This window comes from Aquisphaera insulae (genome assembly GCF_011064615.1).
GTDB lineage: Bacteria > Planctomycetota > Planctomycetia > Isosphaerales > Isosphaeraceae > Aquisphaera > Aquisphaera insulae.
In genome coordinates this window covers 208,029-228,912 of sequence record NZ_JAALJH010000003.1, presented here as the reverse complement: position 1 = coordinate 228,912, position 20,884 = coordinate 208,029, and the positions used below count along the sequence as shown (strand labels likewise).

The 20,884-nt window shown below is 69.6% G+C and carries 13 protein-coding genes; 3 read left to right on the top strand and 10 right to left on the bottom strand.

Features of this window, described 5'->3' with window-relative positions:
- From G6O54_RS03265 to G6O54_RS03240, 6 genes are all read right to left on the bottom strand, one after another.
- A complete protein-coding gene (locus G6O54_RS03265) occupies positions 1-3,585 on the bottom strand; it encodes a DUF5682 family protein (protein WP_165220084.1) in 3,585 nt (1,194 codons plus the stop codon).
- Positions 3,582-4,805, bottom strand: coding sequence for an ATP-binding protein (locus tag G6O54_RS03260; RefSeq protein WP_165220081.1), 1,224 nt, complete (start codon positions 4,803-4,805; stop codon positions 3,582-3,584). The genes G6O54_RS03265 and G6O54_RS03260 overlap by 4 nt, the downstream gene beginning before the upstream one ends.
- A 2-nt stretch (positions 4,806-4,807) precedes the next feature.
- Positions 4,808-9,862, bottom strand: a complete 5,055-nt coding sequence (locus G6O54_RS03255; RefSeq protein ID WP_165220079.1) for a hypothetical protein — start codon at positions 9,860-9,862, stop codon at positions 4,808-4,810.
- Positions 9,859-10,791 (bottom strand): DUF4132 domain-containing protein, encoded by a 933-nt coding sequence (locus G6O54_RS03250; protein WP_165220077.1) that lies wholly within the window; start codon positions 10,789-10,791, stop codon positions 9,859-9,861. Before G6O54_RS03250 ends, G6O54_RS03255 begins: the two co-directional genes overlap by 4 nt.
- 104 nt (positions 10,792-10,895) lie before the next feature.
- Positions 10,896-11,276 (bottom strand): DUF5615 family PIN-like protein, encoded by a 381-nt coding sequence (locus tag G6O54_RS03245; RefSeq protein WP_165220075.1) that lies wholly within the window; start codon positions 11,274-11,276, stop codon positions 10,896-10,898.
- A complete protein-coding gene (locus G6O54_RS03240; RefSeq protein WP_165220073.1) occupies positions 11,273-11,503 on the bottom strand; it encodes a DUF433 domain-containing protein in 231 nt (76 codons plus the stop codon). Before G6O54_RS03240 ends, G6O54_RS03245 begins: the two co-directional genes overlap by 4 nt.
- A gap of 207 nt (positions 11,504-11,710) precedes the next feature.
- On the opposite strand from G6O54_RS03240, the gene G6O54_RS03235 reads away from it, so the two are divergent.
- Genes G6O54_RS03235 through G6O54_RS03225 form a run of 3 tightly spaced genes read left to right on the top strand, consistent with a single transcriptional unit; the run spans position 11,711 to position 16,032 of the window.
- Positions 11,711-12,124 (top strand): GntR family transcriptional regulator, encoded by a 414-nt coding sequence (locus G6O54_RS03235; RefSeq protein ID WP_165220071.1) that lies wholly within the window; start codon positions 11,711-11,713, stop codon positions 12,122-12,124.
- Positions 12,121-13,104: an ABC transporter ATP-binding protein gene (locus tag G6O54_RS03230; protein WP_250846693.1), complete on the top strand. Its 984-nt coding sequence runs from the start codon at positions 12,121-12,123 to the stop codon at positions 13,102-13,104. The genes G6O54_RS03235 and G6O54_RS03230 overlap by 4 nt, the downstream gene beginning before the upstream one ends.
- 48 nt (positions 13,105-13,152) lie before the next feature.
- On the top strand, positions 13,153-16,032 hold the full coding sequence (locus G6O54_RS03225) for a DUF2339 domain-containing protein (RefSeq protein WP_165220069.1): 2,880 nt from the start codon (positions 13,153-13,155) through the stop codon (positions 16,030-16,032).
- Positions 16,033-16,148: 116 nt separating this feature from the next.
- On the opposite strand, the gene G6O54_RS03220 is transcribed toward G6O54_RS03225, so the two are convergent.
- The 4 genes from G6O54_RS03220 to G6O54_RS03205 form a co-directional block, all read right to left on the bottom strand.
- On the bottom strand, positions 16,149-16,541 hold the full coding sequence (locus G6O54_RS03220; RefSeq protein WP_165220067.1) for a type II toxin-antitoxin system VapC family toxin: 393 nt from the start codon (positions 16,539-16,541) through the stop codon (positions 16,149-16,151).
- Positions 16,538-16,777, bottom strand: coding sequence for a type II toxin-antitoxin system Phd/YefM family antitoxin (locus G6O54_RS03215; protein ID WP_165220065.1), 240 nt, complete (start codon positions 16,775-16,777; stop codon positions 16,538-16,540). The genes G6O54_RS03220 and G6O54_RS03215 overlap by 4 nt, the downstream gene beginning before the upstream one ends.
- Before the next feature lie 144 nt (positions 16,778-16,921).
- Entirely contained in the window at positions 16,922-18,868 is a 1,947-nt protein-coding gene (gene htpG / locus G6O54_RS03210; RefSeq protein WP_165220063.1) for a molecular chaperone HtpG, read from the bottom strand.
- A 201-nt stretch (positions 18,869-19,069) separates the two neighbouring features.
- Entirely contained in the window at positions 19,070-20,881 is a 1,812-nt protein-coding gene (locus G6O54_RS03205) for a cation:proton antiporter (RefSeq protein WP_165220061.1), read from the bottom strand.
- Positions 20,882-20,884 lie beyond the last annotated feature (3 nt).

Sequence of the window (20,884 nt, the reverse complement as noted above, 5' to 3'; positions counted from 1 at the left end):
TCACGTCGATCCCTTGCGGATGTGATCGCCGACCCACCGGGCCAGTCGCTCCGGGCTGACGGCCGCGACCGGCATGCCCGCGGCCACGACGCTGGCGGCGATGCCGGCGTGGTACCGCGGCCGGGCGTCGTCGTCCAGGGCGGCCAGGCCGATCAGCTTCGCGCCGGAATCGGCGATCATCCGGACCTCGGCGAGCAGCTCGGGGACGGACACGCCTTCCTCGAAATCGGTGACGAGGACGACGAGCGTCCGCGACGGATTCCGGATCGCCCCGCGGGCGGCCCTCAATCCCAGCCCGATGTGGGTGCCGCCGCCGACCTGAACTTCCATCAGCAGGGCGAGGGGATCCTCGACCGAGCCGGACAAGTCGATGACGTCGGTGCTGAAGGCGAAGAACCGGACGTCGATGGCCGGCAACGGCGAGAAGACGGCCGAGACGAGGGCACTGTAGATCACCGAGGCTTCCATCGACCCGGAGACGTCCACCACGAAGATGAGGTGCCAGTCCATCTGCCGCCTCGCCGGCGTGCGGAAGTAGAGCCGCCGCGGCGCCAGGGCGATCCGGCCGTCGTCCCGGCGATGGGCGGTATCGAGGTTGGCATCCAGGGTCCGGCCGAAGTCGAGCCGGCGGCTCCTCCGCCGCGTGGGCCTGGGGGTGCTGAGCCCGGACAGCGCGGGACGAAGGCGGTCCTCGAGCTGCTTCGCCAGCCGCTCGGTGATCCGGCGGGCGAGCTTCCGCAACCGGTCGAGCTCGCGTTCGGGGAGCGCCCCGCGGAGCGAGAGCACCTGCTCCAGGAGGGCGACCGATGGCCGCACGGAGGAGGGATCGAGGTATTCGAGGATCGCGCCACGGCCACCGGCGGCGGCCTCGCCCAGCACCTCCTCGAAGACGTCCTTCCCGAAGAGGCCGTTGACGTCGTCGACCCACTCCCGCGCCGAGGGCGACGCGGCCTCGGTCCCGCCCCCTCCGGCCAGGTCGGCCCGATGCCCTCGGCCCTCGCGTGCGCCTCGACCGTAGAGCTGATCGAGGGTCGAGGCGGCATACCTCCCCTTCGCGGTGCGGCTGCCCTGGACGCCCAGGACGAGCCGCCAGCGTTCGGCCAGCGTCAGCTCGCCCGGCGGCTCGCCGATCCGGGCCGGCGCGGCGTGGGAGTCCGATTTGCCGTACGCGCGGAGCGTGAACTCGGGCAGGAGACTCGCGATCGCCGCCCTGCCGGCGCGGTCGGCCGCCGTCGCACAGGCCAGTGCGATCGGGTCGTCGATGACGCGGGCGCCGGTGGCCGCGGACCCGCCCGGTTCCAGCACCGCCAGCCGATCGACCAGGAGCCTCGCGCGGTCGGCGGGCGTCAGGACGTGGAACCCGCCGCGGAGGGCCGGCAGCCTGGCGAGGAACTCCTCGTCGGGGGACGCGGCGAGGCGTCCCTCCAGGCCGCCAAGCCAGGCGGGGTCGGCCGAGACCAGCGGCAGGAGCGGGATCATCAGGCCCTGGAGGCGGGATCGCAGGTGGGAGCGGCCCTCGGTCGTGGAGGCCCCGTCGTACCAGCTCGCAAGGGCGGCGCCCAGCGGATCGGCCTGGACCAGTCCCAGCATCGCCAGCGCCCCGAGGGCCGCGCCGTGCATCCGCGGCGAACCCTCGCGCCGGAACCGCTCCAGGTGCGACCGGAGCGCGGGCAGGAGGGGCGATGGTCCCGTTCCCGGACTGTCGCCTCGCAGGTCGCCCCGGATCAGGGCCGTCAGGTCGACCAGGCTGGCCACGTCCGCCGGCTCGTCCGACCCGCACAGGCCGTCCAGGCCGTGGAGGGCCGCCTCGAGCAAGGGGAGGTCATCGAGCAGGGCGGGGCTCGCCTCGAAACGCTCGACGTCGGGCGGGGCCGCCTGGTCGTCGCCGAGGGGAAGGCCCAGGACATGGCCCGCGGCGATCCGCTGGAGGATGGCCGCGGCCTCGATCAACTGGGCCGGGGAGGCATCCCGCAGGAAGGGGCCGTCGAGTTCCGCGATCCGGGCCCGGACCGCATCGCCGAGGCCGGACTCCGCCGCGGCCGAGAGGCGTGCCAGGGTGGTCGCCGGGTGGCGGTGCTCGGGATCCTCGTCGTCCGCGGCGGCCCCGGGATGCCGCAGGCGTCGCACGGCGGCCTCGCAGGCCTGGCTCAGGGTCACGCCGAATCGGCCCGCCGCGTCCAGCGTGGCGGTCGTCACCCCGGTCCAGCGGACTCGCCAGGCCTCGGTGAGGTTCTCGCGACGGCCGACGGCCGCGGCGTCGATCCGCTCCGCGTACGAGACGCCGATCAGGTCCAACCGGCGGAAGAGGACGGCGCGGGCGCGATCGAGCCGCGAGCGGAGCGGATCGAGTCGAAGCTCCACGGCGTCTCCGTCGTTGGAGTCGGGCCCCGGCAGCTTCAGCCGGGCCATCACGGATTCGACCTGGGGCGCCAGGCCGCTGCGGGGCAAGCCCTTCGGCAGTCGGCCCCGGCGCACCCCGACCAGCACTCCCTGGGCGGCGGCGGCGACGGCCCGGCCCCGGCCGAGGAGGTCCCCCTGCACCAGGCAGGATTGAATCGCCTCGAGCAGTTCTCCACGCCCCGGCGCGGCCTGGCCGCGGAGCCGGCCCAGGTCGCGAGCCATCCGGACGATCTCCGCGGCGTCCGGCGTGCCGGCCACGTGGCCATCCCGGCGGAGCCGCCGGCAGAGCTCGACGGCGAGGTCCGCGGCGAGAGCCGCGACGGACTCGGGGTCGGGCGCGGCCAGCATGGCCTGCTGCCAGGCCGGGTCCATGATCCCGGCCGGATAGCCGCTCCGCTGATCGAGCTGATCGAACGAGTAAGGAATCAACGATGTTGCAACCGACGGGCGAGGCGGCTCGTCCGACGGGGGCGCAGCGGGGGGCGACCAGAGAACCGGCTCGGGCAAGAGCGCGGCGGCGTGGAACGAGCCGACAACCGCGGCCGACCTCCCCGGCGCCGCCGCCACGGCGGCGCGCATCGCCGCCTCGCGATGGGCGTCCCCGAGCGAGGGGCCGTTCGAGGAATGGCGGACCATCCAGCCGAAGGTGAGCGCCGCCCGGCGGATCGACTCGGGAGACGACCGGCATGCGGGCGTCTCGACGAGCCTCTCCCAGAGCTCGCCGGTGTCGCGCGCATCGTGACGACCGAGCAGGCGTTCGAGGACGCTCGGCCCGTCCTCCTCGCGATCCTCGCCGCCGCGGCGGCCTGCCGCCCGGCTCATGGCCGCGAGCCCCAGGTCGCAAGGGATCACGGGCACGCCGTTCCGCGCCGCCCATCGGATCGCGGCGAGCTCCGGCGAGAAGTCCGCCAGCGGGTAGAACGAGATCAGGCGGCTGTCCTCGCAGGCGGCCAGGGCCACGGGCGCCTCCAGGTCGTCCCGCCCCAGGTACGCCAGCCACGGCCCGAAATCGGGCGGCAGCTCGACCAGGACCGTCTCCGGCCGGAAGCCTTCGAGCAGCGCGGGCATGACCCGCGCCAGGGCCGCCGAGTGATGGCGGACGCCGATCAGGAACGGGGCCCGGCATTCGGCCAGCCGCCTCGGGATCTCTTCATCGAGGGTGACGGCCCGCGTCGGCACGCTCATTCTCGCCCCATTTCCTCGAGGACGTCGCGGAGGGCGTACATCCGCTTCCAGAGGGCGTCGCCCTCGCCGCGGCGGCGGATCGGGCCGTCCCAGTAGGCGAGGAGCCGGTCGCGATCCTCCTGGTTGTCCTTGAGCACCACGCCCAGGAGATAGCCCGGAAGCAGCGACACGGGATCCTTTTGCGCGGGGAAGAACGACCCCTGGCGGGTGATCGCCGCGGCGACGGTGACGGCCTCGGCCGTGCTCATGACGGCGGCCGGCCGCTCCACGTTCCAGCCCTCGCCGGTCCGCCCTTCGCGGAGGTCGCGGAAGGTCGTCACCAGGAGGTCGAGCAGGCGGGCGTCGACGTCGGCCGGCGTCCCCGCCTCCTTCAGGACAGCCTGGGCCCGCCGCCGCACGAGCTCGATCTCCCGTTTCGGGTCGGCGATCGGCGGCACCGTCTCGAAGTTGAGCCGACGCTTGAGCGCGGCGGACATCTCCGAGACTCCCCGGTCCCGGAGGTTCGCGGTGGCGATGACGTTGAATCCCGGCGCCGCGAAGACGCTCCCCGCCGCGCCCTCGAGCTCCGGGATCGTCATCCGTCGCTCGCTCAGCACGCTGATGAGCGCGTCCTGGACCTCGGGCAGGCAGCGGGTGATCTCCTCGATCCGGACGAGCCTGCCGGACCGCATCGCCGCGAGCACCGGCGACGGCACGAGCGCCTCGGGCCGCGGGCCGCGGTCCAGGAGCATGGCGTAATTCCACCCGTAGCGCAGGTGGTCCTCGTTGGCGCCCGCCGTGCCCTGGATGGCCAGCGCGCTCGTGCCGCTGACGGCCGCGGCCAGCAGCTCTCCCAGCATGCTCTTGGCCGTGCCGGGCTGCCCCACCAGCAGGAGGCCGCGCTCGCCGGCCAGCGTCACCACGCACCGCTCCACCAGGGCGCGAGAGCCGACGAACTTGGGCTCGATGACGAGCGATCGGGGCATGCCGTCCGGCAGCTCGGCCGTGCTCGGCGCCCGGATCGATTCGCCCTGCGAGCCGCAGATGAAGTCGACGACGCGCGCGGGCGACAGCCGCCAGCCCGGCAGCCGGGGCGACGGATCCGCGGCCCGGAGGAAGGCGAGCTCGTCCGCGAACCGCTCCTCCGCGGGCGGCTGCTGGATGGCCGCCGGAGGCGGCGCCTCGGCGGTCGTCGACGGGGGGAGGTTCGCGGCGTCCTCGACGGGTTTCTTCCGGGCCATGGCTATTTCGCCTTCCTCTTCCGCTTCGCTTCCTCATAACGCGGCTCGTCGCCGTCGCGGACGCGTGCCCAGGCCGCGGCGAAGAGGTCCTCGAACGGCCGGAGCACGAGCGGTCCGCCGGCCGGGCAGGGATCGTGCGGGGTCATGTCGATCTCGACCAGGTGGGCGAGCTTCCAGCGCTCGATCGGGAGCCATGGCGCCTTCAGCTCGACCCATTCGCCCGGCAGGAAGGTCGAGCGGCCGGCACGGGCACGCGTGGCCTCAAGTGCGAGCCCGCGGCCGACGACCTCCGCGGCCGCCTTCTTGCATCGAGCGGAGTTCCAGGCGTTCCAGGTGCCGACGTTCGCCGTGGTCGGCTCGGGCAGGGCGAGCAACTGGGCATAGAGCGTGGCCGCGTCGTCGCCGAGCTTGTGCTTCTGCTGGATCTGCCGCACCACGTCCGGGGCCGTGACGGCGGGATTCTGGGGCCACGCTCCGGGTGCCATGTCCTCGGCGAGGATCGCCTTCGCGAGCTTCTGGAAGCCGGGGCTCCGGATGGCGACCACGATCGGTATGACGTCCGTGTTCTGCACGTAGCCATCGGTCACCTCGACGCCGAGGATGCCGACCAGCCGCGCCAGGTCGCCGTGGTCTCGCAGCGCCTCCGGCCGGAACGCCAGGAGGGCCGTGATCTGGCCTTCGAGGGCCCCCGCGGCGACCAGGCAGTCGTCGACGCGAATGATCCCGGCCTTCGCGTCGGCACTCGTCTTGCCGACGTGCTTGCCGAGCCATTCGGCGGGCGTCGGCGGCTTCTTCCGATCGGAGCCGTAGAGATGAACCCGGCGAAACTCGAGCAGCGTGCCGGGATGGTCGAGCAGGGCGGTCGCCTTGCGGATCAGGTCCGGCATCGAACCCCGGGCCGGATGGCCCGCCGGGGTCTCGGCGTGGATCAGGGCCACCAGATGTACGACCGAGCGGAGGAACGCGTCGGTGACGATCGCCTCGTCCTTCTTCGCGGCGAGCTTGAGATCGGACCTGTCGCCGGTTTTCTCCACGTCGATCCGGAAGTCGCGCGGCTTGAGCGCGGGATGATGGGCCGGATCGGCGGCGGCGGCCAGGATCTCGCCGTTCTCGGCTGGGCGCCATCGGCTGAGTTTGCCCAACGCCGCGAGCCGCGTCTGCAAGGCCGCCTCGAGCGGCAGCCGCCTGGGCGTCCGCGCCCGCCAGGCGACTTCCAGGAGCTGAAGCACGGGGCCCCGATCGTCCACGAACGGCGCCGCGCAGCCCGCGGCCACGACCGCCTGGTAGAGCGTCTCGCGCACGGCGGGTTCGAGATTCCGCAGGGCCTGCCGGGCGGCGTTGGCCTCCGCGGCCTTCAGGCCCAGGGACTCGCGCAGTGCGGCCGGCAGGAAATGATGCTCATAGCTGTCGAGGTTCAGGCCGCCGGTCCAGACCAGGACGACCTCCGCGGGGGAGACTGCCAGCCGGTCGGCGAGACCTTGCAGCTCCTCGCGGGACGGCAGGGGCGGGCAGGTGCAAGCCCCGGCCGCGGCCAGGAACGCCTCGATCTCGGCGGGGTCCTCCTTCACCTCGAGCGTGCGGAGGTCTTGGACCCGGTAACCGGGCGGCTCGCCGGGCGAGGGGGCCGTCGAGTACCTCAGGATGAGATAGGGAAGTTGTTCCGAAGGGTAGTAGGACCGGCTCGCCACGAAGATGAACCGATCGTCGCCGTGGCGGATGGCGAGGGCCGTCCCGTCGGGGACACCTGCGACATAGCCACCCCACGACTGCGGCGTCGCATCCGCGGCGACGCCCTGCATCAGGGCGAACCGGCCGGGCAACCGGGCGATCCCGAGATCATGCCAGAGCTTCAGGAATTCCAGCCAGGGGGTCTTGCCGCCGTCCTTCCTGGACGCATCCGCTGATTGAATACGCCAGTATGTCTGCCAGCACCGGAGCGGGAGATGCTCCAGCATCTCGAACCAGGTCGGCTCCGCCTTTGGGAGGTCGCCCGCCTGGCGCTCATCTTTCAAGAACGTCGCGACCGCATGCAGGTGCTCGCTGAGCAAGCCCGCACCGTGGTGGACGTAATAGGGAGTCTGTCTCAAACCCCAGTAGGCGGTGGCCAGGTCATTCCGGCCATGGTCGATGGTCGCCGCTTCTGCGGTCGATTTCGTAGGATCCGCGAGCATCATCTCCCGGAGACGGGCGAAGGCCGCGGCCTCCTGTTCGGCCTGCTCGACGACCCTCGCCACTCCGATCGCCAGCCGCTCCGGGGCCGAGGGAAGCCATGCCTTCACGGCCGGCAGCAGGGTTGTCAGCGGGGTCTCGGGCGGCAGCTTGCCGGGGACCCTGGGGACGGCCCTGGCTGCACGATGATCCTCGGCCGCGGCCTTCAGCAGGCCCTCGCATTCGTCGTGGCTCACCGCACGCAGCTTCCGCGAGGACGCCTCGTCGCGGACCTTGAGGAAGTGCCAGAAGAGGAGCGGCAGGATCGCGACCTGTCCGCGGGCGAATCGGCGGTGGGCGGCGGTGAGGTCGGCCACGGCGGTCGAGCCGTCTGGGGCCCAGAGCCGCAAACCTTCACCCCGGCCGTCGCTCGCGGTCACCGGGAGAAAACGGTCCGTCCCCGGCTGCCGCAGAAGGGCCAGGGGGATCTCGGCCGAACCCTCGTGATCGAGGAGCGGCTCATCCCAGCGGCGGCCGTCGATGCCGACGCCGAAGTAGCCGCCGTCGCGGCGTTTGACGGCCTTCCAGCCGAGTAGGCCGTCCTTCACGCCCAGCGGCGAGGACTCGCTCCCCGCCGGGGCTGGCAGCAGCTCCGAGGCGGGGAACTCCATCGTCCCGCCCTCGGTCTCCTCGAACCAGGGGGGAACGCTTTCTCGCTCGTGGACGCCGTTCCGCGGGTTGATCTCGGTGACCCTCCAGCGGTTGTCGCCCAGCGTCTGGTCGTACTCCGGATTCACGCTCCAGAACCGCGTCCCGTCGTGGAAATAGGGCCTCCCGAGCGGCGTCTGCTTGTCGCCGGGCCGGACGGCCCAGTGGCCCAGGAAGACATCTCCGTCGTCCAGCACGGTGGCGGCGTGGGGCTTCTGGAACTGATACCAGCCGGCGGACGGCTCGTGGTCCTGGTCCGGATGGCTCGTCCAGAACAAGTGGTTCTTGTGCTTGTCATCGCGATAAAAGACAGCCAGGTCGTCGCCGATCGGTACGAGTGCCGTGAGCTCCGATTTCTTCGGCAGGCGGATCTCACGCGACGTCACGGTCCCGTCACCAGCGACGACGTGCGCGTACAGGCCGTCGGCGATGACGATCCGGGGGAACGTCGCCTGGATCGTCGTCGACTTCGACGGCACCTTGATCTGATGACGGTGGACGACCTCCTCGAGTGCGGGCAGGCCGTACTCGTCGAAGACACCCGCCCGGAGCGTCCGCTCGAGCATGGCCGCGGCGTCGATCCGCCCCATCCGCTCCGCGATGTCGGGGAAGAGCCGGAGCGTCTCCGGCCAGAGCGTTGACTTGAGCAACTGGCGGGCGTCCTCGAAGCTCGCGAGCCCGCTCCATTCCAACTGGGAGAGGACGCCCGAGGTGTGCCCGTGCCAGAGAGACTTGATCCCTGGGCGATCGCTGGCCGCCTGGGGGAAGGGCCGTTGCTCGATGCCCCACTGGCGATAGCCGCGCTGGAGCGGCCCGCCTCGGCAGGTCAGGGCCTTCGCCAGCGCGAGGAGCACCGCCGGCCGGAAGCGTCGGTCCTCGGCCGATCGGACGATGTCCTGGTTACGCAACCGATGGTCCGGCTTCGCGGACAGCCAGCCCGCGAAGGTCACGATGCACTCCGGCGGCGGATCCGCGACGGGAACCTCCAGGACCAGGCACGCCTCGAGGACGTCAACGTCGATCTCCGTGGAGCGGTAGCGGCGTTGCTTGGAGAGCGGCACCGGCACCGCCTCGGCGCGGAGCCTCGGCGCGAGCTTCTCGAGGAGCTGGAAGGTCCTCGCCGGCGCGGGGACGTCATCGCGGACGATCCGGCCGAACCAGTCCGCGACCGGCTCGCCCAGCGGGGGCGCCCCGCGGTGCGTGTCTTCCGGGAGGAACCCGAGGACGCCCCACTCCTCGATCAGGTCGAACCAGGGTCCGAGCGTACTCTCGCCGTAGTACCGCTCTTCGGGCCTCGTGTGCCGCAGCAGGGCCACCGCGAAGGCCGGGTTGCGGGCCACGATCCGCTTGCAGTGGGCGGAGCAACTCTTCCAGAACATGAGCGGCGGCCGGGCCATCGCGGGGGCGTCGATGATCTCCTCGAGCCACCGTTCGAGCTCCTGGTCGGGCTTGAGCCCGGCCGCCCTCGCCAGCTTGGTGAAGTCCTTCGGCAGGGAGGCCCAGGGGGCCATGCCGCCGCGGGTTCGCCGGACGCAGAGGTCCCGGAAGATGGTGAAGGCCTCTTCGGGCGGATACTGGGCCACGAGGTCATCGCCGTAATCGGAAAGCGCATTGGCCGCCAGGCAGCCCGAGAGCACGAACTCGAGGATGACGTCGCGGCGGCGGGCCCGATCCGCGGGCAGGGCGTGGACCCGCTCGGCCTCGAGCGACTTGTTGAGGGCCCGGCCGGCGTAGGTCGCGTTGCTCAGGTCCTTGAAGGTCCGGCCGGCCTCCTCCCAGAAGGGGGGGAGGAAGTGGCGGACGGAACGGCCCAGGTCCCTGGCCATCTCGGTGTACGCGTCCCAGGCGTGCCCCGGCTTCGACCGGGCCTGGCGGGCCGCGGCCTTCATCCGCTTGACCAGGTCGAGCGCGTAGCGGGCGTTGGCCGGGTCGTTGATCAGGGCCCACGCGGCGAAGCCCAGGCTCCGGCGCCGCTGGACCGCGACCGGCGGCGAGACCGCGGGCGCCTCGAAGCCGAGGAACTCCATCGCGAGGTCCTCCGCCTCGCCCAGGCGATCCGAGGTCAACCGGACCACCGGCCGATCCCGGAGGGCGGGATGGCGATAGCTCCGGGCCACCACCTGCTCGGTCGCATCGGCATCGACCTTCGAGCCGGCCGGGAGCAGGCCGCCGGCCTCGAGTCGGACTTCCGCCGCGCTCATGCGTCGCCTCCCGTCTCATCCTTCTCGACCTTGCGCCTGGCGTAGATCCGCGAGGCCATCCGCACGCCTTCGCTGAACGTGACGGGGCCGACCTCGGCGATCCGGAGCGGCTTCTCGTCGCCCCCGACGAAGATCAGCTCTCCCGTGGACGTCGGCATCTCGGGGTGGTCGTCGCCGATCCAGTAGCGGGCCTCCAGCGGCCTGGCGTCCTCCCAGATCCTGGCGCACGCGTAGCCGCCCCGCAGGGGATAGCCGAGCTGGCGACAGGCCGAGCCCGCGAAGTTCAACTGGTCGAATTGGCCCCCCTGGAAATCGGTGATGCGGCTCAGCTCTTTCTGGGCGGCGGTGGCCGTGAAGATCGGGCGGAAGAGCTGCTCGGTGGCCTGGGAGAAGCCCATGTCCGCGGCGATCTCGCGGAGCTCGTCCAGGCCGTCGATCAGGATGGGGTGAGGGATCAGGAGCTGCCTGGCCGTCAGCCAGCGGGTCTCGCCGTCGCGGTCGACCACGCCGATCCCCTTCCCGGGATCGACGTCGCGGAGCAGCCCCGTCTTCGAGGCGTCGGCCTTGCCACCGGCGTCGGCGGGCATCACGACCAGGTTGCGGAGGACGTCGCTCCAGTCGGGATCGGGCCAGACCGCCCGCACCACGTCGCAGGGCACGGGGAGCGAGCGCATGAGCCAGGACTCGACGCGGCCCAGGCACTCCGCCCGGTGCTCGACGAGCCACTCGCAGAGCCCCGAGAGCTGCTCCGCCAGCTCGGACTCCTTCAGCTCCTTCGGGACCGAGGCCAGCCGCTTCCCCGCCGGATTGCGGCAGACGAGCTTGCCGGCCTCGATCCCAAGCCCATAGCCCTTGCCCGCGTCCAGCCAGGGTATTACCTCGGCCTCGGCCTCGGCCCCGACGGGCGGTTTCCGTGCCGTCTTCCCCATGGCGATGAGCCCTCGAAAAGGGACCTCCAGCGACGGAGGAATGAGCGATCACGGGACCGATTTTATCTCAATTCCGCCTCCGATACCTGGATCGTGCGATGCCGTCAAGGAGTGAATGAGATTGGCAGGATTCTTATCCGGTGTCGCCGCTCGTCCACCGTGACGAGCGCTCCTTCCTCGAGCCGGACCTCAGTCTGGCGAAGGACGGCGAGGATGATCCGACCCATGTGGTCGGGCAGGACGTTGCGCCCGCGGATCTGGAGCACGCTCGGCCCGCGGGCACGAGTCAGCGCGAGCAAGGCCCCGAAGTCCAGGTCATGCGTGAATACGACAAAACCATGGTCGACGGCCCAGGCCATGATCTCCCGATCCGGTGCTTTGGGATCTCCGACGGTGGACCAGTGCACTGCCGACCAACCGGCGTTGCTCAGGAATGCAGCCCATTCCGGAGCAAGATTCATGTCGATGAGAATTTGTACGCTCATGCGTCGATGAGATCGACCTCCCGTTCATCGACTCGCCAGGAGGCATAGGCCAGGGCCTGGTCGATGTCCTCCGACTCGAGATAGGGATAAGCCCCGAGGATTTCCTCACGCGAGCGCCCGGCTGCCAGAAGGCCGATCACCGTGCTGACCGTAACCCGTAATCCTCGGATGCAAGCCTTCCCCCCCATCACCGAAGGATCAAGCGTGATCCGCGTAAGATCTTCCATGCGAATCGCCTCCTTTCCGTGGCCATCTCGACCCGAGACATTTCGACGACTCTTCCCCGCGCAATTATACCAGGCGCCTGCCTTTGAGCCTCGGAAGATCAAGGAACTCGCCAGGTCCCACCTCAGGAAAAGCATGTCCCCTCTTGACAGTTGTCCGAACCGCATCAATACTGTGCTAGTGACGTAGAACAGTAGGAGGTCAAACCGATGATCCTTCTCGACGTGGGGGCGGCGGACGGCCGGCCGATCTACGGGCAGATCGGGGACCGGGTTAAGTTCGCGGTGGCCTCGGGGGTGCTGCGGCCGGGGGAGATGGTGCCCTCGGTCCGCGAGCTTTCCAAGCAACTGGTGGTGAACCCGAACACGGTGGCCCGGGCGTATCGGGAGCTGCAAACCGAGGGGCTGCTGGAGGCCGTCCGCGGGACGGGCTTGCAGGTGGCCGATGGCGCGGTCGAGCGTTGCAAGGCCGCCCGCAAGGAGTTCGTCCGCGACCGGCTCCGGTCGGCGATCGACGACGCGCGGGGGACCGGGCTCGATCCGGCGGAGATTGAAACGGTCCTGCACGAGGAGTGGGCCAGGGGGAAGGCGGCCGCGAACGGGGCGGCGGGGAGGGGCGCATGACGGCGACAACCATGAAGGACGGCTCGGGATCCGCGATCCGGATCCAGAACATGACCAAGCGGTATCGCGGCCACGTCGCGGTGGACGGCCTGTCGCTGGACGTGCCGGAAGGCTCGGTCTTCGGGCTGCTCGGCGAGAACGGCGCGGGGAAGACGACGACGATCCAGGTCATCCTCGGGCTGCTCGCGGCCGACGGCGGCTCCGTGAGCGTGCTGGGCATGGACCCGGCGCGGCAGGGGATCGAGGTCCGCCGCAAGCTCGGCTACGTGCCGGAGCAGCCGGCGCTCTATGACTGGATGACCGTGTCCGAGATCGGCTGGTTCGCGGCCGGTTTCCACCCCGACGCGACCACCGGCACGGGGGCCTACCAGGCCCGCTATGCCCAGCTCATTCAGGGCTTCGGCCTGCCGCCCAAGCGGAAGATCAAGGCACTCTCGAAGGGGATGAAGGCGAAGGTCTCGCTCTCGCTGGCCCTCGCCGGAGAGCCGCCCTTGCTGGTGCTCGATGAGCCGACCTCGGGCCTGGACGCGATGGTCCGTCGCGAGTTCCTGGAGAGCATGGTGGACATCGCCGCGGAAGGCAGGACCGTGCTCCTCTCGAGCCATCAGCTCGGCGAGGTCGAGCGCGTGGCCAGTCACATCGCGCTCGTCCACCAGGGGAAGCTGATCCTGGCCGAGCCGCTGGAGACGCTCAAGGCCCGGACGTTCCTGCTGGCGATCACGTTCACCGGCCGGGATCATCCCGAGGCGCCTCCGGCCGGTCTCCCGGTCGAGCTGATCGACGCGGCCGACGCCCCGAGGCAGGCCCACTGGCTGGTCCGCGCCCGCGATCATGGGGCGGCGGAGGCCGTCCGGTCGTTGCCCGGCGTGGAGTCGGTCCAGATCGAGTCGCCGTCGCTCGAGGAAATCTACATCGGATACATGCGCGGCCGGCGCCCGCAGTCGCCCGCCGCGTCGTCCCCCGCGGCCGTGGTGGCCTGACGTGGCGCGGACTCCGGAGATTGCATACCCATGACGGAGGCTCCTCTCATGGTCGGTCGTTTGTGGTGGAAGGACGCCCGGCAGCTCCTCCCGATGTGGGGGATCGTCGCGGCCTTCGCGCTCTGCATCGATGGGATCTTCGTCCGCTATTCCCCGGAAGAAGTCCGCAACGGCTTCCTCCTGGGCATGGCGCTCTTCTGGGCCGCCCTCTACGCGTGCCTGGCCGCGACGGCGGCCTTCGCGGGGGAGCGAGAGGCCCGGACGATGACGTTGCTGGACACGCTCCCGGCGCCTCGCCGGGAGGTCTGGCTGGCCAAGTCCTCATTCGCGCTGGCGACCGCGGCGGCGCTGGGGCTGTTCCTGTTCCTCTGCGCGGGGCTGGCCCCCGACGGCTGGCACAGGATGGCTCCCGATGTCGTGACTCCCGATGGCGGGCGCATGCTGTCGACCGCGACCTACTGGCCTCCCTGGGTGGTCCTCGGACTCGGCCTCCTCGTCCTGGTCGTGGTGATCGGCAACGGGCTCTTCTGGTCGTCGTGGATGAAGAACGTCCTGCTGGCGGCGACGCTGGCGATCGTGACGTCGATCCTGGCATCTCCGCTGTCCGTTTCCCCGGTCTACGCGGGGCAGTCTCGGACGATCCCCGTCCTCGCGAGTCTGGCGATCGCCGTCGTCCTCACGGTCGCCTCGTACCTGGCCTTCCTCCGCACCGGCCCCCCCACGCGTCCGCTCGTCGCCGTGCGTGAGCCATCCCCTCGGTCGCGACGATCTGCCGTCGCCGATGCGGAGCGGACGACGGCCGGCCTGGCCATGGGCCGTCCCGCCTGGGGATGGTCGGCCGCGTCGCGGATCGCCTGGCAGGCCTTCCGCGAGGTCCGATCGGTCGCGCCCTGGCTGCTGCTACTTGGCGTCGTGACCCCGATGTTCTACCAGTTCTTCGGGGTGGGACAGGAGGTCTACGGGCTCTGGCTCCTGATGAACGGCATCGTGGCCCTCCTGGTCGGGCTGAACGCGTTCGGGATGGAGACGCGGGCCGGGACTCCGAGGATGCTGGCGGGCCACGGCGCCCGGCCCGGCGTCGTCTGGCTGGTTCGGCTGGTGTTGTGGGTGTTGCCCTTGCTGGCGATCTGGACGCTGGGCCTGGTCGCGTACCTCTGGATGACGTCGGATAGCTTCCTGGCCCGGCTCAATCGAGTCTGGTCCGCCCCAGAGACGTCCGCGGTGATCATCCTGGGCGCCCTGATGATCTGGCTGACGCCGATGGCCGTCGGGGCGCTCAGCGGCATGGCGTTTCGTCGCGGGATCATGGCCGGTGCGATGGCCGTGCTGGGCTTCATCATCCTGGCCGTGGTGGTCGGCGGGGCCATCAGTGCCTCGCTGGTCGGTCCCTGGACCATGATCGCGATCCCGCCTACGATCCTGGCGGTCAGCTTCCTCTGGCGGTGGGACTGGCTGCTGGAGCGGCCCGGCCTGGGACGTTGGGCCCGGTTGATCGGCCTGGGAGCTGCGGCGAGCGTCCTTCTCTTTGCAGGCTATGTCGCGGAACGGGCCTGGAACGTCCCGACGCTGCCGCCGGATGTGGACGCCCATCTATTCGCGGTCCGCATCCCCGCGGCGGTCCCGAAGGCGGAAAATGCCGCCGAGGTTTACGCGGACTCGAGTCGGGTGCTTCGACTGAGGGCGGGAAGGACGATATCCCAGGTTGTCATCAAGGAGAACAACAAGGAGCAGGTGCTCTCGAGCCTTGCAGAGAACGCGGACCTTCTGCCGTTCATTCGCAAGGCCGCGGCGATGCCCGCCTGCCAGTTCGTGGATATCAGCCATCGGACCCCCCTATCGGCGATGTCGGGCTTCCCGAACATGTGGAACTTGCGGATGCTCCTGGCCGATTCGGCACGCAAGCGACGGGCCGATGGCGACCTCAAGGGGGCCTGGGAGGACATCATCGCCGTCTTTCGGATGGCCCGGCAGCAGTCCGGAGTCGTCCCCCTGTTCATCGCCCAGAGCGGCCAGGATGCTGAGCAAACGGCCCTCTGGCTGGCCATGAACTGGGCGGCCGACGCGAGGCAGACGCCCGAGCTCTTGAAGGCGGCCCTCGATCAGTTCAAGGAGTTCCAGGCGATCCCCGACCCCGCAGATCCGTACCGGGCCGAGGCCGTGATGGCCCGCAACATGGATCAGCTTTCCTCCGCGGACTTCGCCGTGAAGGTGGAGGACTACCTACTCAGTCCGGAGGCGAGCAGGAAGGAGAAGGTCACCCCCCTGAAGGCGCTCTACCACGACTTCCTGACCACGCCCTGGGAACGAACTCGCTTCGGTCGGGTCATCCGACTCTTCCTGGCCGGTGCCATCCAGGATGCGGACCGGCCGGTCGCCCAGTCGGAACGCGTCGCGCCCTGGCGATCCAGTCCCTGGAACGGCCTGGCCGTCTGGACCAGGGGGGGCCGGTTTCTGTCCGGCCAGCAGGTGGCGGACCTTATCCAGTGGACGCCCCTTGCTCAGAAGACGTTGCCGTATACTCATCAGTACATGATGGAGGTGGACGCCAACGAGGTCTCCCGCCGGGCTCTCGTCCAGATCCTGGGCCTGCGCCTCTACCAGGCCCGGCACGATGGCAAGCTGCCGGGATCGCTCGACGAGCTCCTCAAGGAGGGCATCCTGCCCGAGCTGCCGGCCGACCCCTTCACCTGGCCGCACAAGCCGTTCGGCTATGTCGCCTCGGACGGGCAGAAACTGATCCCGCTGGAGGATCTCAGCCTCCTCTCTCCGTCGGCGGTCTTTCAGAACCGGTCGACGAGCGGCCATCGGCTCCTCTACAGCGTGGGCTGGGACCGGGTTGACGGCCACGCCCAGGACAACGGGTACTGGGGAGGCATCCCCGGCGACCTGATCTTCCCGCTAGCGGACAACGTGCGGCCGCCGAAGTAGAAGACAATCCGGCGAGGGGATGTTTCCCTGGAGTGCGTGTCAAGCCTGGAGCGGACGCACCCTCCAGGGGAACATCCTTGCAAGTCATGCGTCGATCGCCGGACGGCGGCGATGTCTTACCAGAATCGAGTCACACCATACGCGTCCAACGCCAGGTCGACGCTGACGATCGGGATCTGTTCGACGATCGCCTGGGCGGCCAGGAGCCGATCGAAGGGATCCTTGTGGCCAGGGACGAAGGGCATTCGGCTCAGGAACACCGTATGCGCGGGTTCAATGGGCAGGATCCGAAATCCATAGTCGTTGACCACCAGCCCGAGGAAATCCTCGTAGGGACGGTTCAAGGTCAACTTGCCGATGCTAACCTTGATGGCGATTTCCCAGTAGGAGGCGGGACTGATCAGAACCTCGCTGTCCAGATCCTGGATCAACGATCGGGCCGTCTCGCTAAGCTGCGACGACCCATCCACGTACCAGTACATGGCGTGAGTGTCGAGCAACAGTCTCACGGCATGTAATCCTGGAAGGCACCGAGATGTTCGTCGTCGTCCGAGACGACGCTGATGTATCCCTTGCCCAGTCCCGGAGGCGGGCGCAGGCGGGCTGCTGGCTTCCTGGATTCGCCCACGATACGAGCAACGGGCGTCTGGCCTTCGGTGATGATGACCTCTTCTCCGGGACCGAGACGCAGGATCAGCTCTCGGAGCCGGCTCTGGACTTCATCGATGTTCAGGATCGTGGACATGCCTCGAACCTCTTGATGCGGTGCGTTTCGGCTGCGGGCCGGCCTGGCGTCGTATCGCGTCGAGCTCCCTGTATCATCGACCCGATTCGAGGGGGCGTCAAGCGACAGCGAAGACGCCCCTCGCGAGAGATGAGCCTCGGCCGTTCATCCCAGGATCAAGGGCGACCGCTTCTCCGCGGCCTCGTCCATGAACGCCTGGACGCGGCCGACGAGGTCCTCCGGGTCGGGGGTGGTGCCCTCCAGGATCAGGGCGTTGGCCCAGAGCTGGAGGCCGCACTGCTTGATGAAGGCGTCGTGCTCGGCGTTGCCGCTCAGGCGGCAGAGGCGCTTGATGAGCGGGGCCTTGGGATTGACCTCGAAGATCCGGGACATCTCCGGGAAGTCCTTGTTGGTCATCCTCATGAGCCGCTGCATCTGGACGCTGAAGCCGCCGTCGGCGTTCACCAGGCAGCATGGGCTGTCGGTGAGCCGGTCGGACTTGCGGACCTCGCGGACGCGAGGGCCGATCGCCTCGCGGAAGAGGTCCAGGACGCGGGTGAAGCCGCGCTCGGCCTCCTTCGACTCGGGCTCGCCCTCGCCCTCGGGCGTCTCGACCTTGTCCTTCGCCGACTCGGGGAGCTCGAGGTCGTCGGCGTCGATCGAGGTGAGCGTCTTGCCGCCATAGGCGCCCAGGGCGTTCATCACGAACTCGTCCACGGGCTCCGTGAGGTACAGGACCTCGATCCCCTTGCGGCGGAAGATCTCCAGGTTCGGGCTCTTGCGGAGGGCTCCCGGGTCGGGGCCGCCCAGGTAGTAGATCCGCTTCTGATCCTCGGGCATCCGCCTGAGGTACTCGTCCAGCGAGACGCGGGCCTCGGGGTCCTCGGAGTGGGTCGAGCCGAACCGCAGGAGCTTGGCCAGCCGCTCGCGGTTGGCCGGGTCGGTGATGGCCCCTTCCTTGAGCATGATCCCGAACTGGTTGGAGAACGTCAGGAACTCCGCCGGCTGCTCCTCGGCCAGCCGATCCAGGCGGTCGAAGACCCCCTTCAGCAGGGACGTCCGGATCCGGCGGATCACCGAGTTGTCCTGGAGCGTCTCGCGCGAGACGTTGAGCGGCAGGTCCTCGGAATCGACCAGGCCGAACACGAACCGGAGGTACTCCGGCAGCAGCTCGCGGCAATCCGACTGGACGAGGATCCGCTTGGCGCACAGGTTAAGCCCGTGCTCGAGCCGGGCGAAGCCGAACCGCTCCATGTTCATCGGCGGGCAGAAGAGCACCGCGCGGAACTGGATCGGGCTGTCGGCGGCGAGGTGCACGTGCCAGAGCGGCTTCTCGTCGGCGTGGTGCGTCAGGTGCTGATAGAACTTCGCGTACTGCTCCTCGGTCACCTGGCTCTTCGGCTCGACCCAGATCGGCTTCTGGTCGTTGAGGACTTCTCCGGAGGCCAGCTTGATCGGATGCGGGACGAAGCTGGAATAGCGGCGGATGATCTCCTTGATGCGGAAGGGCGTGGCCAGGTCCTTGGTGTCGTCCTTGAGGTGGAGGACGATCTCGGTCCCGCGCGGCAGCGTCCCCTCGGCGGGCGAGACGCTGAAGCTGCCGAGGCCCTCGGACTCCCACTGCCAGCCGGTTTCTTCCCGGTAGCTTCGCGTCCGGACGACCACCCGGTCGGCGATCATGAAGGCCGAGTAGAAGCCGACGCCGAACTGGCCGATCAGCGACAGGTCGGGCTTGCCCGATCCCCCCTGCCCCTCGCCCTGGGCCTTCGCCTGGCTGGCCAGGTTCTTGAGGAACTCGCCGGAGCCGCTGTGCGCGATCGTCCCCAGGTTCGTCACGAGCTCGTCGTGGGTCATGCCGATCCCGTTGTCGCGGATGACCAGCGTCTTCTCGGACTCACGCGGATCGATCGTGATCTCGAGCGTCCCGGCATCCCGCTGCGAATCATCGGTCAGCGCGATGTACCGCATCTTGTCGAGCGCATCGGAGGCGTTCGACACGAGCTCCCGGACCGCGATCTCCTTGCTCTGGTAGAGCGAGTGAGACAGCAGGTGGAGGAGCTGCTTGATCTCGGCCTGGAAGGTGAACTCTTGCCGGTCGGTCGCCGTCGCCATCGTCGTCACCGATACAGGGGCCGCCCCGTGAAAGGGGCCATGTTCGACTCGTCTCCGGATGGTCCGGATCGCATCGAGCTTCTTCCTCTAAGCACGATTTGTGCCGAACTCGCCTCGGAACGCAAGTGCTTGTGGAAAAGTCCGTTGTGGCGTGCTGTCGAGTCTTGCGGTTTGGTTAGGCTGCCACAATGGCGGATGGCTTCAGGTGGGATCGCGATTCTCGTCTGTTCTCAGCTCGCGGCCCTGAACGACGGCCTCCGGCGTCGACCTCCCGGCGAACAGCTCCTCCCGGATCCTCGCCCGCTCGCGATCGATCTGGTCGGGCGTGGCGCGGAGGTGGCGGAGGAGGGACTCGGTCATCGCCAGCGCCACCTCGCCCTCGCCGGAAAACGCGACGTCGGCGCCGGCCCGACGGAGGTCGTCGACCTCGCGGAGATAGGCGGAGCGGGCGAAGATCACGATCGATGGGTTCAGCTCGCGGGCGAGGCGGATGGTCTCGGCGGTCCCCTGCATCGTCGAGCTGCCGATCACCAGGGCCACGGCGTCCGCCACGCCGGCGTTCTCGAGCGTCTCGCGGCGGGCGGCGTCGCCGTAGATGGCCGCGGTCCCCTCCGCATTGAGGCGGCGGACCGTGTCCACGTTCAGCTCGATGATCACCGGCTCGATCCGGTTCTCGTCCAGGAGCCGGGCCAGGGTCTGGCCGACCGGACCGTAGCCCACGATCACGGCCCGAAAGCGTGCATCCTTCGAGGAGTCGGCCTCGGCCCGGTGCCCCTCCGCGATCCCCTCCGCGGCCTCCAGCCGGGTCGGCACTCCGTCCGGGGCCGGCCGCTTCAGGAACCGTCCGAGCAGCCGGGTCAGCGGGTCCACCAGCCGGTAGATCAGCGGGTTGGCCGCGATCGAGACGATGGCCGCCGCGACGATGGCGTTTCTCGCCCGCTCGTCGATCACGCCGAGCTGCTCGCCGACTGTGGCCAGGATGAACGAGAACTCGCCGATCTGCCCGGTCACCAGGCTGACCGACAGGGTCGTCCGGAGCGGCAGCCGGTAATAGGCCACGATCGCGAAGGCCACCAGCGGCTTGGCGAGCATCACGAGGGCGACCGTCCAGGCGATCAGCCCCGGCGACTCGAGCAGGAACTTCGGCCGGAAGAGCATCCCCACCGACACGAAGAAGAGCACCGCGAAGGCATCCCGCATCGGCAGGGCCTCGGTCGCGGCCCGGAGGCTGAACTCGGTCCGGCCGACGACCATCCCGGCCAGGAACGCCCCCAGCGCGACCGAGACGTCGAAGAGCTCGACCGAGCCCACGGCGATCCCCAGCGCGATCGCCAGCACGGTCAGGGTGAAGAGCTCTCGGGAGCGAGTCCGGGCCGCCCGGTCGAGGATCCAGGGGATGATCCGGTTCCCCAGCACGAACGTCAGGCCGACCATCACGGCCACCTTGAGCATCGCGAGGCCGACGGCCAGGATCAGCCCCCAGCCGCTCACCTCCTTGGCGAAGATCGCCGGCATCAGGACGAGCACGACGACCGTGAACAGGTCCTCCACCACCAGCCAGCCGATGGCGATGTGCCCCGCCCGCGTCTGGAGGTCCCCGCTCTCCGCCAGCACACGGGTCAGGACGACGGTGCTGGCGACGGAGAGGGCCAGCCCGAAGACGATCCCGGCGGACCAGCCCCAGCCGTAGGCCACCCCGATGATGGCCCCCAGGATCGTCGCCGCCAGGCTCAGCCCCACGGCGCCCGGGATCGCCACCCGGCGCACGGCCAGCAGCTCCTCGACGTGGAACTGGAGCCCGACGCCGAACATCAGGAGGATCACGCCGACCTCGGCGAACTGGTCGGCCATGTGCTGGTTGGCCGTGAACCCCGGCGTGTACGGCCCGACCACGAGGCCCGCCATCAGGTACCCGAGGATCGGCGAGAGCCCGAGCTTGAAGGTGATGTACCCGCAGATCAGCGCCGCGCCGAGGCCGCCGGCGAGCGTCAAGAGGAGGCTGAGGTCTTGCATCGG

What these genes read in the sequence shown, in the direction of transcription:
- G6O54_RS03265 (WP_165220084.1), bottom strand. Translation starts at nt 3,585, where the DNA reads ATGAGCGTGCCGACGCGGGCCGTCACCCTCGATGAAGAGATCCCGAGG.
- G6O54_RS03260 (WP_165220081.1), bottom strand. Translation starts at nt 4,805, where the DNA reads ATGGCCCGGAAGAAACCCGTCGAGGACGCCGCGAACCTCCCCCCGTCG.
- G6O54_RS03255 (WP_165220079.1), bottom strand. Translation starts at nt 9,862, where the DNA reads ATGAGCGCGGCGGAAGTCCGACTCGAGGCCGGCGGCCTGCTCCCGGCC.
- G6O54_RS03250 (WP_165220077.1), bottom strand. Translation starts at nt 10,791, where the DNA reads ATGGGGAAGACGGCACGGAAACCGCCCGTCGGGGCCGAGGCCGAGGCC.
- G6O54_RS03245 (WP_165220075.1), bottom strand. Translation starts at nt 11,276, where the DNA reads ATGAGCGTACAAATTCTCATCGACATGAATCTTGCTCCGGAATGGGCT.
- G6O54_RS03240 (WP_165220073.1), bottom strand. Translation starts at nt 11,503, where the DNA reads ATGGAAGATCTTACGCGGATCACGCTTGATCCTTCGGTGATGGGGGGG.
- G6O54_RS03235 (WP_165220071.1), top strand. Translation starts at nt 11,711, where the DNA reads ATGATCCTTCTCGACGTGGGGGCGGCGGACGGCCGGCCGATCTACGGG.
- G6O54_RS03230 (WP_250846693.1), top strand. Translation starts at nt 12,121, where the DNA reads ATGACGGCGACAACCATGAAGGACGGCTCGGGATCCGCGATCCGGATC.
- G6O54_RS03225 (WP_165220069.1), top strand. Translation starts at nt 13,153, where the DNA reads ATGGTCGGTCGTTTGTGGTGGAAGGACGCCCGGCAGCTCCTCCCGATG.
- G6O54_RS03215 (WP_165220065.1), bottom strand. Translation starts at nt 16,777, where the DNA reads ATGTCCACGATCCTGAACATCGATGAAGTCCAGAGCCGGCTCCGAGAG.
- htpG (WP_165220063.1), bottom strand. Translation starts at nt 18,868, where the DNA reads ATGGCGACGGCGACCGACCGGCAAGAGTTCACCTTCCAGGCCGAGATC.
- G6O54_RS03205 (WP_165220061.1), bottom strand. Translation starts at nt 20,881, where the DNA reads ATGCAAGACCTCAGCCTCCTCTTGACGCTCGCCGGCGGCCTCGGCGCG.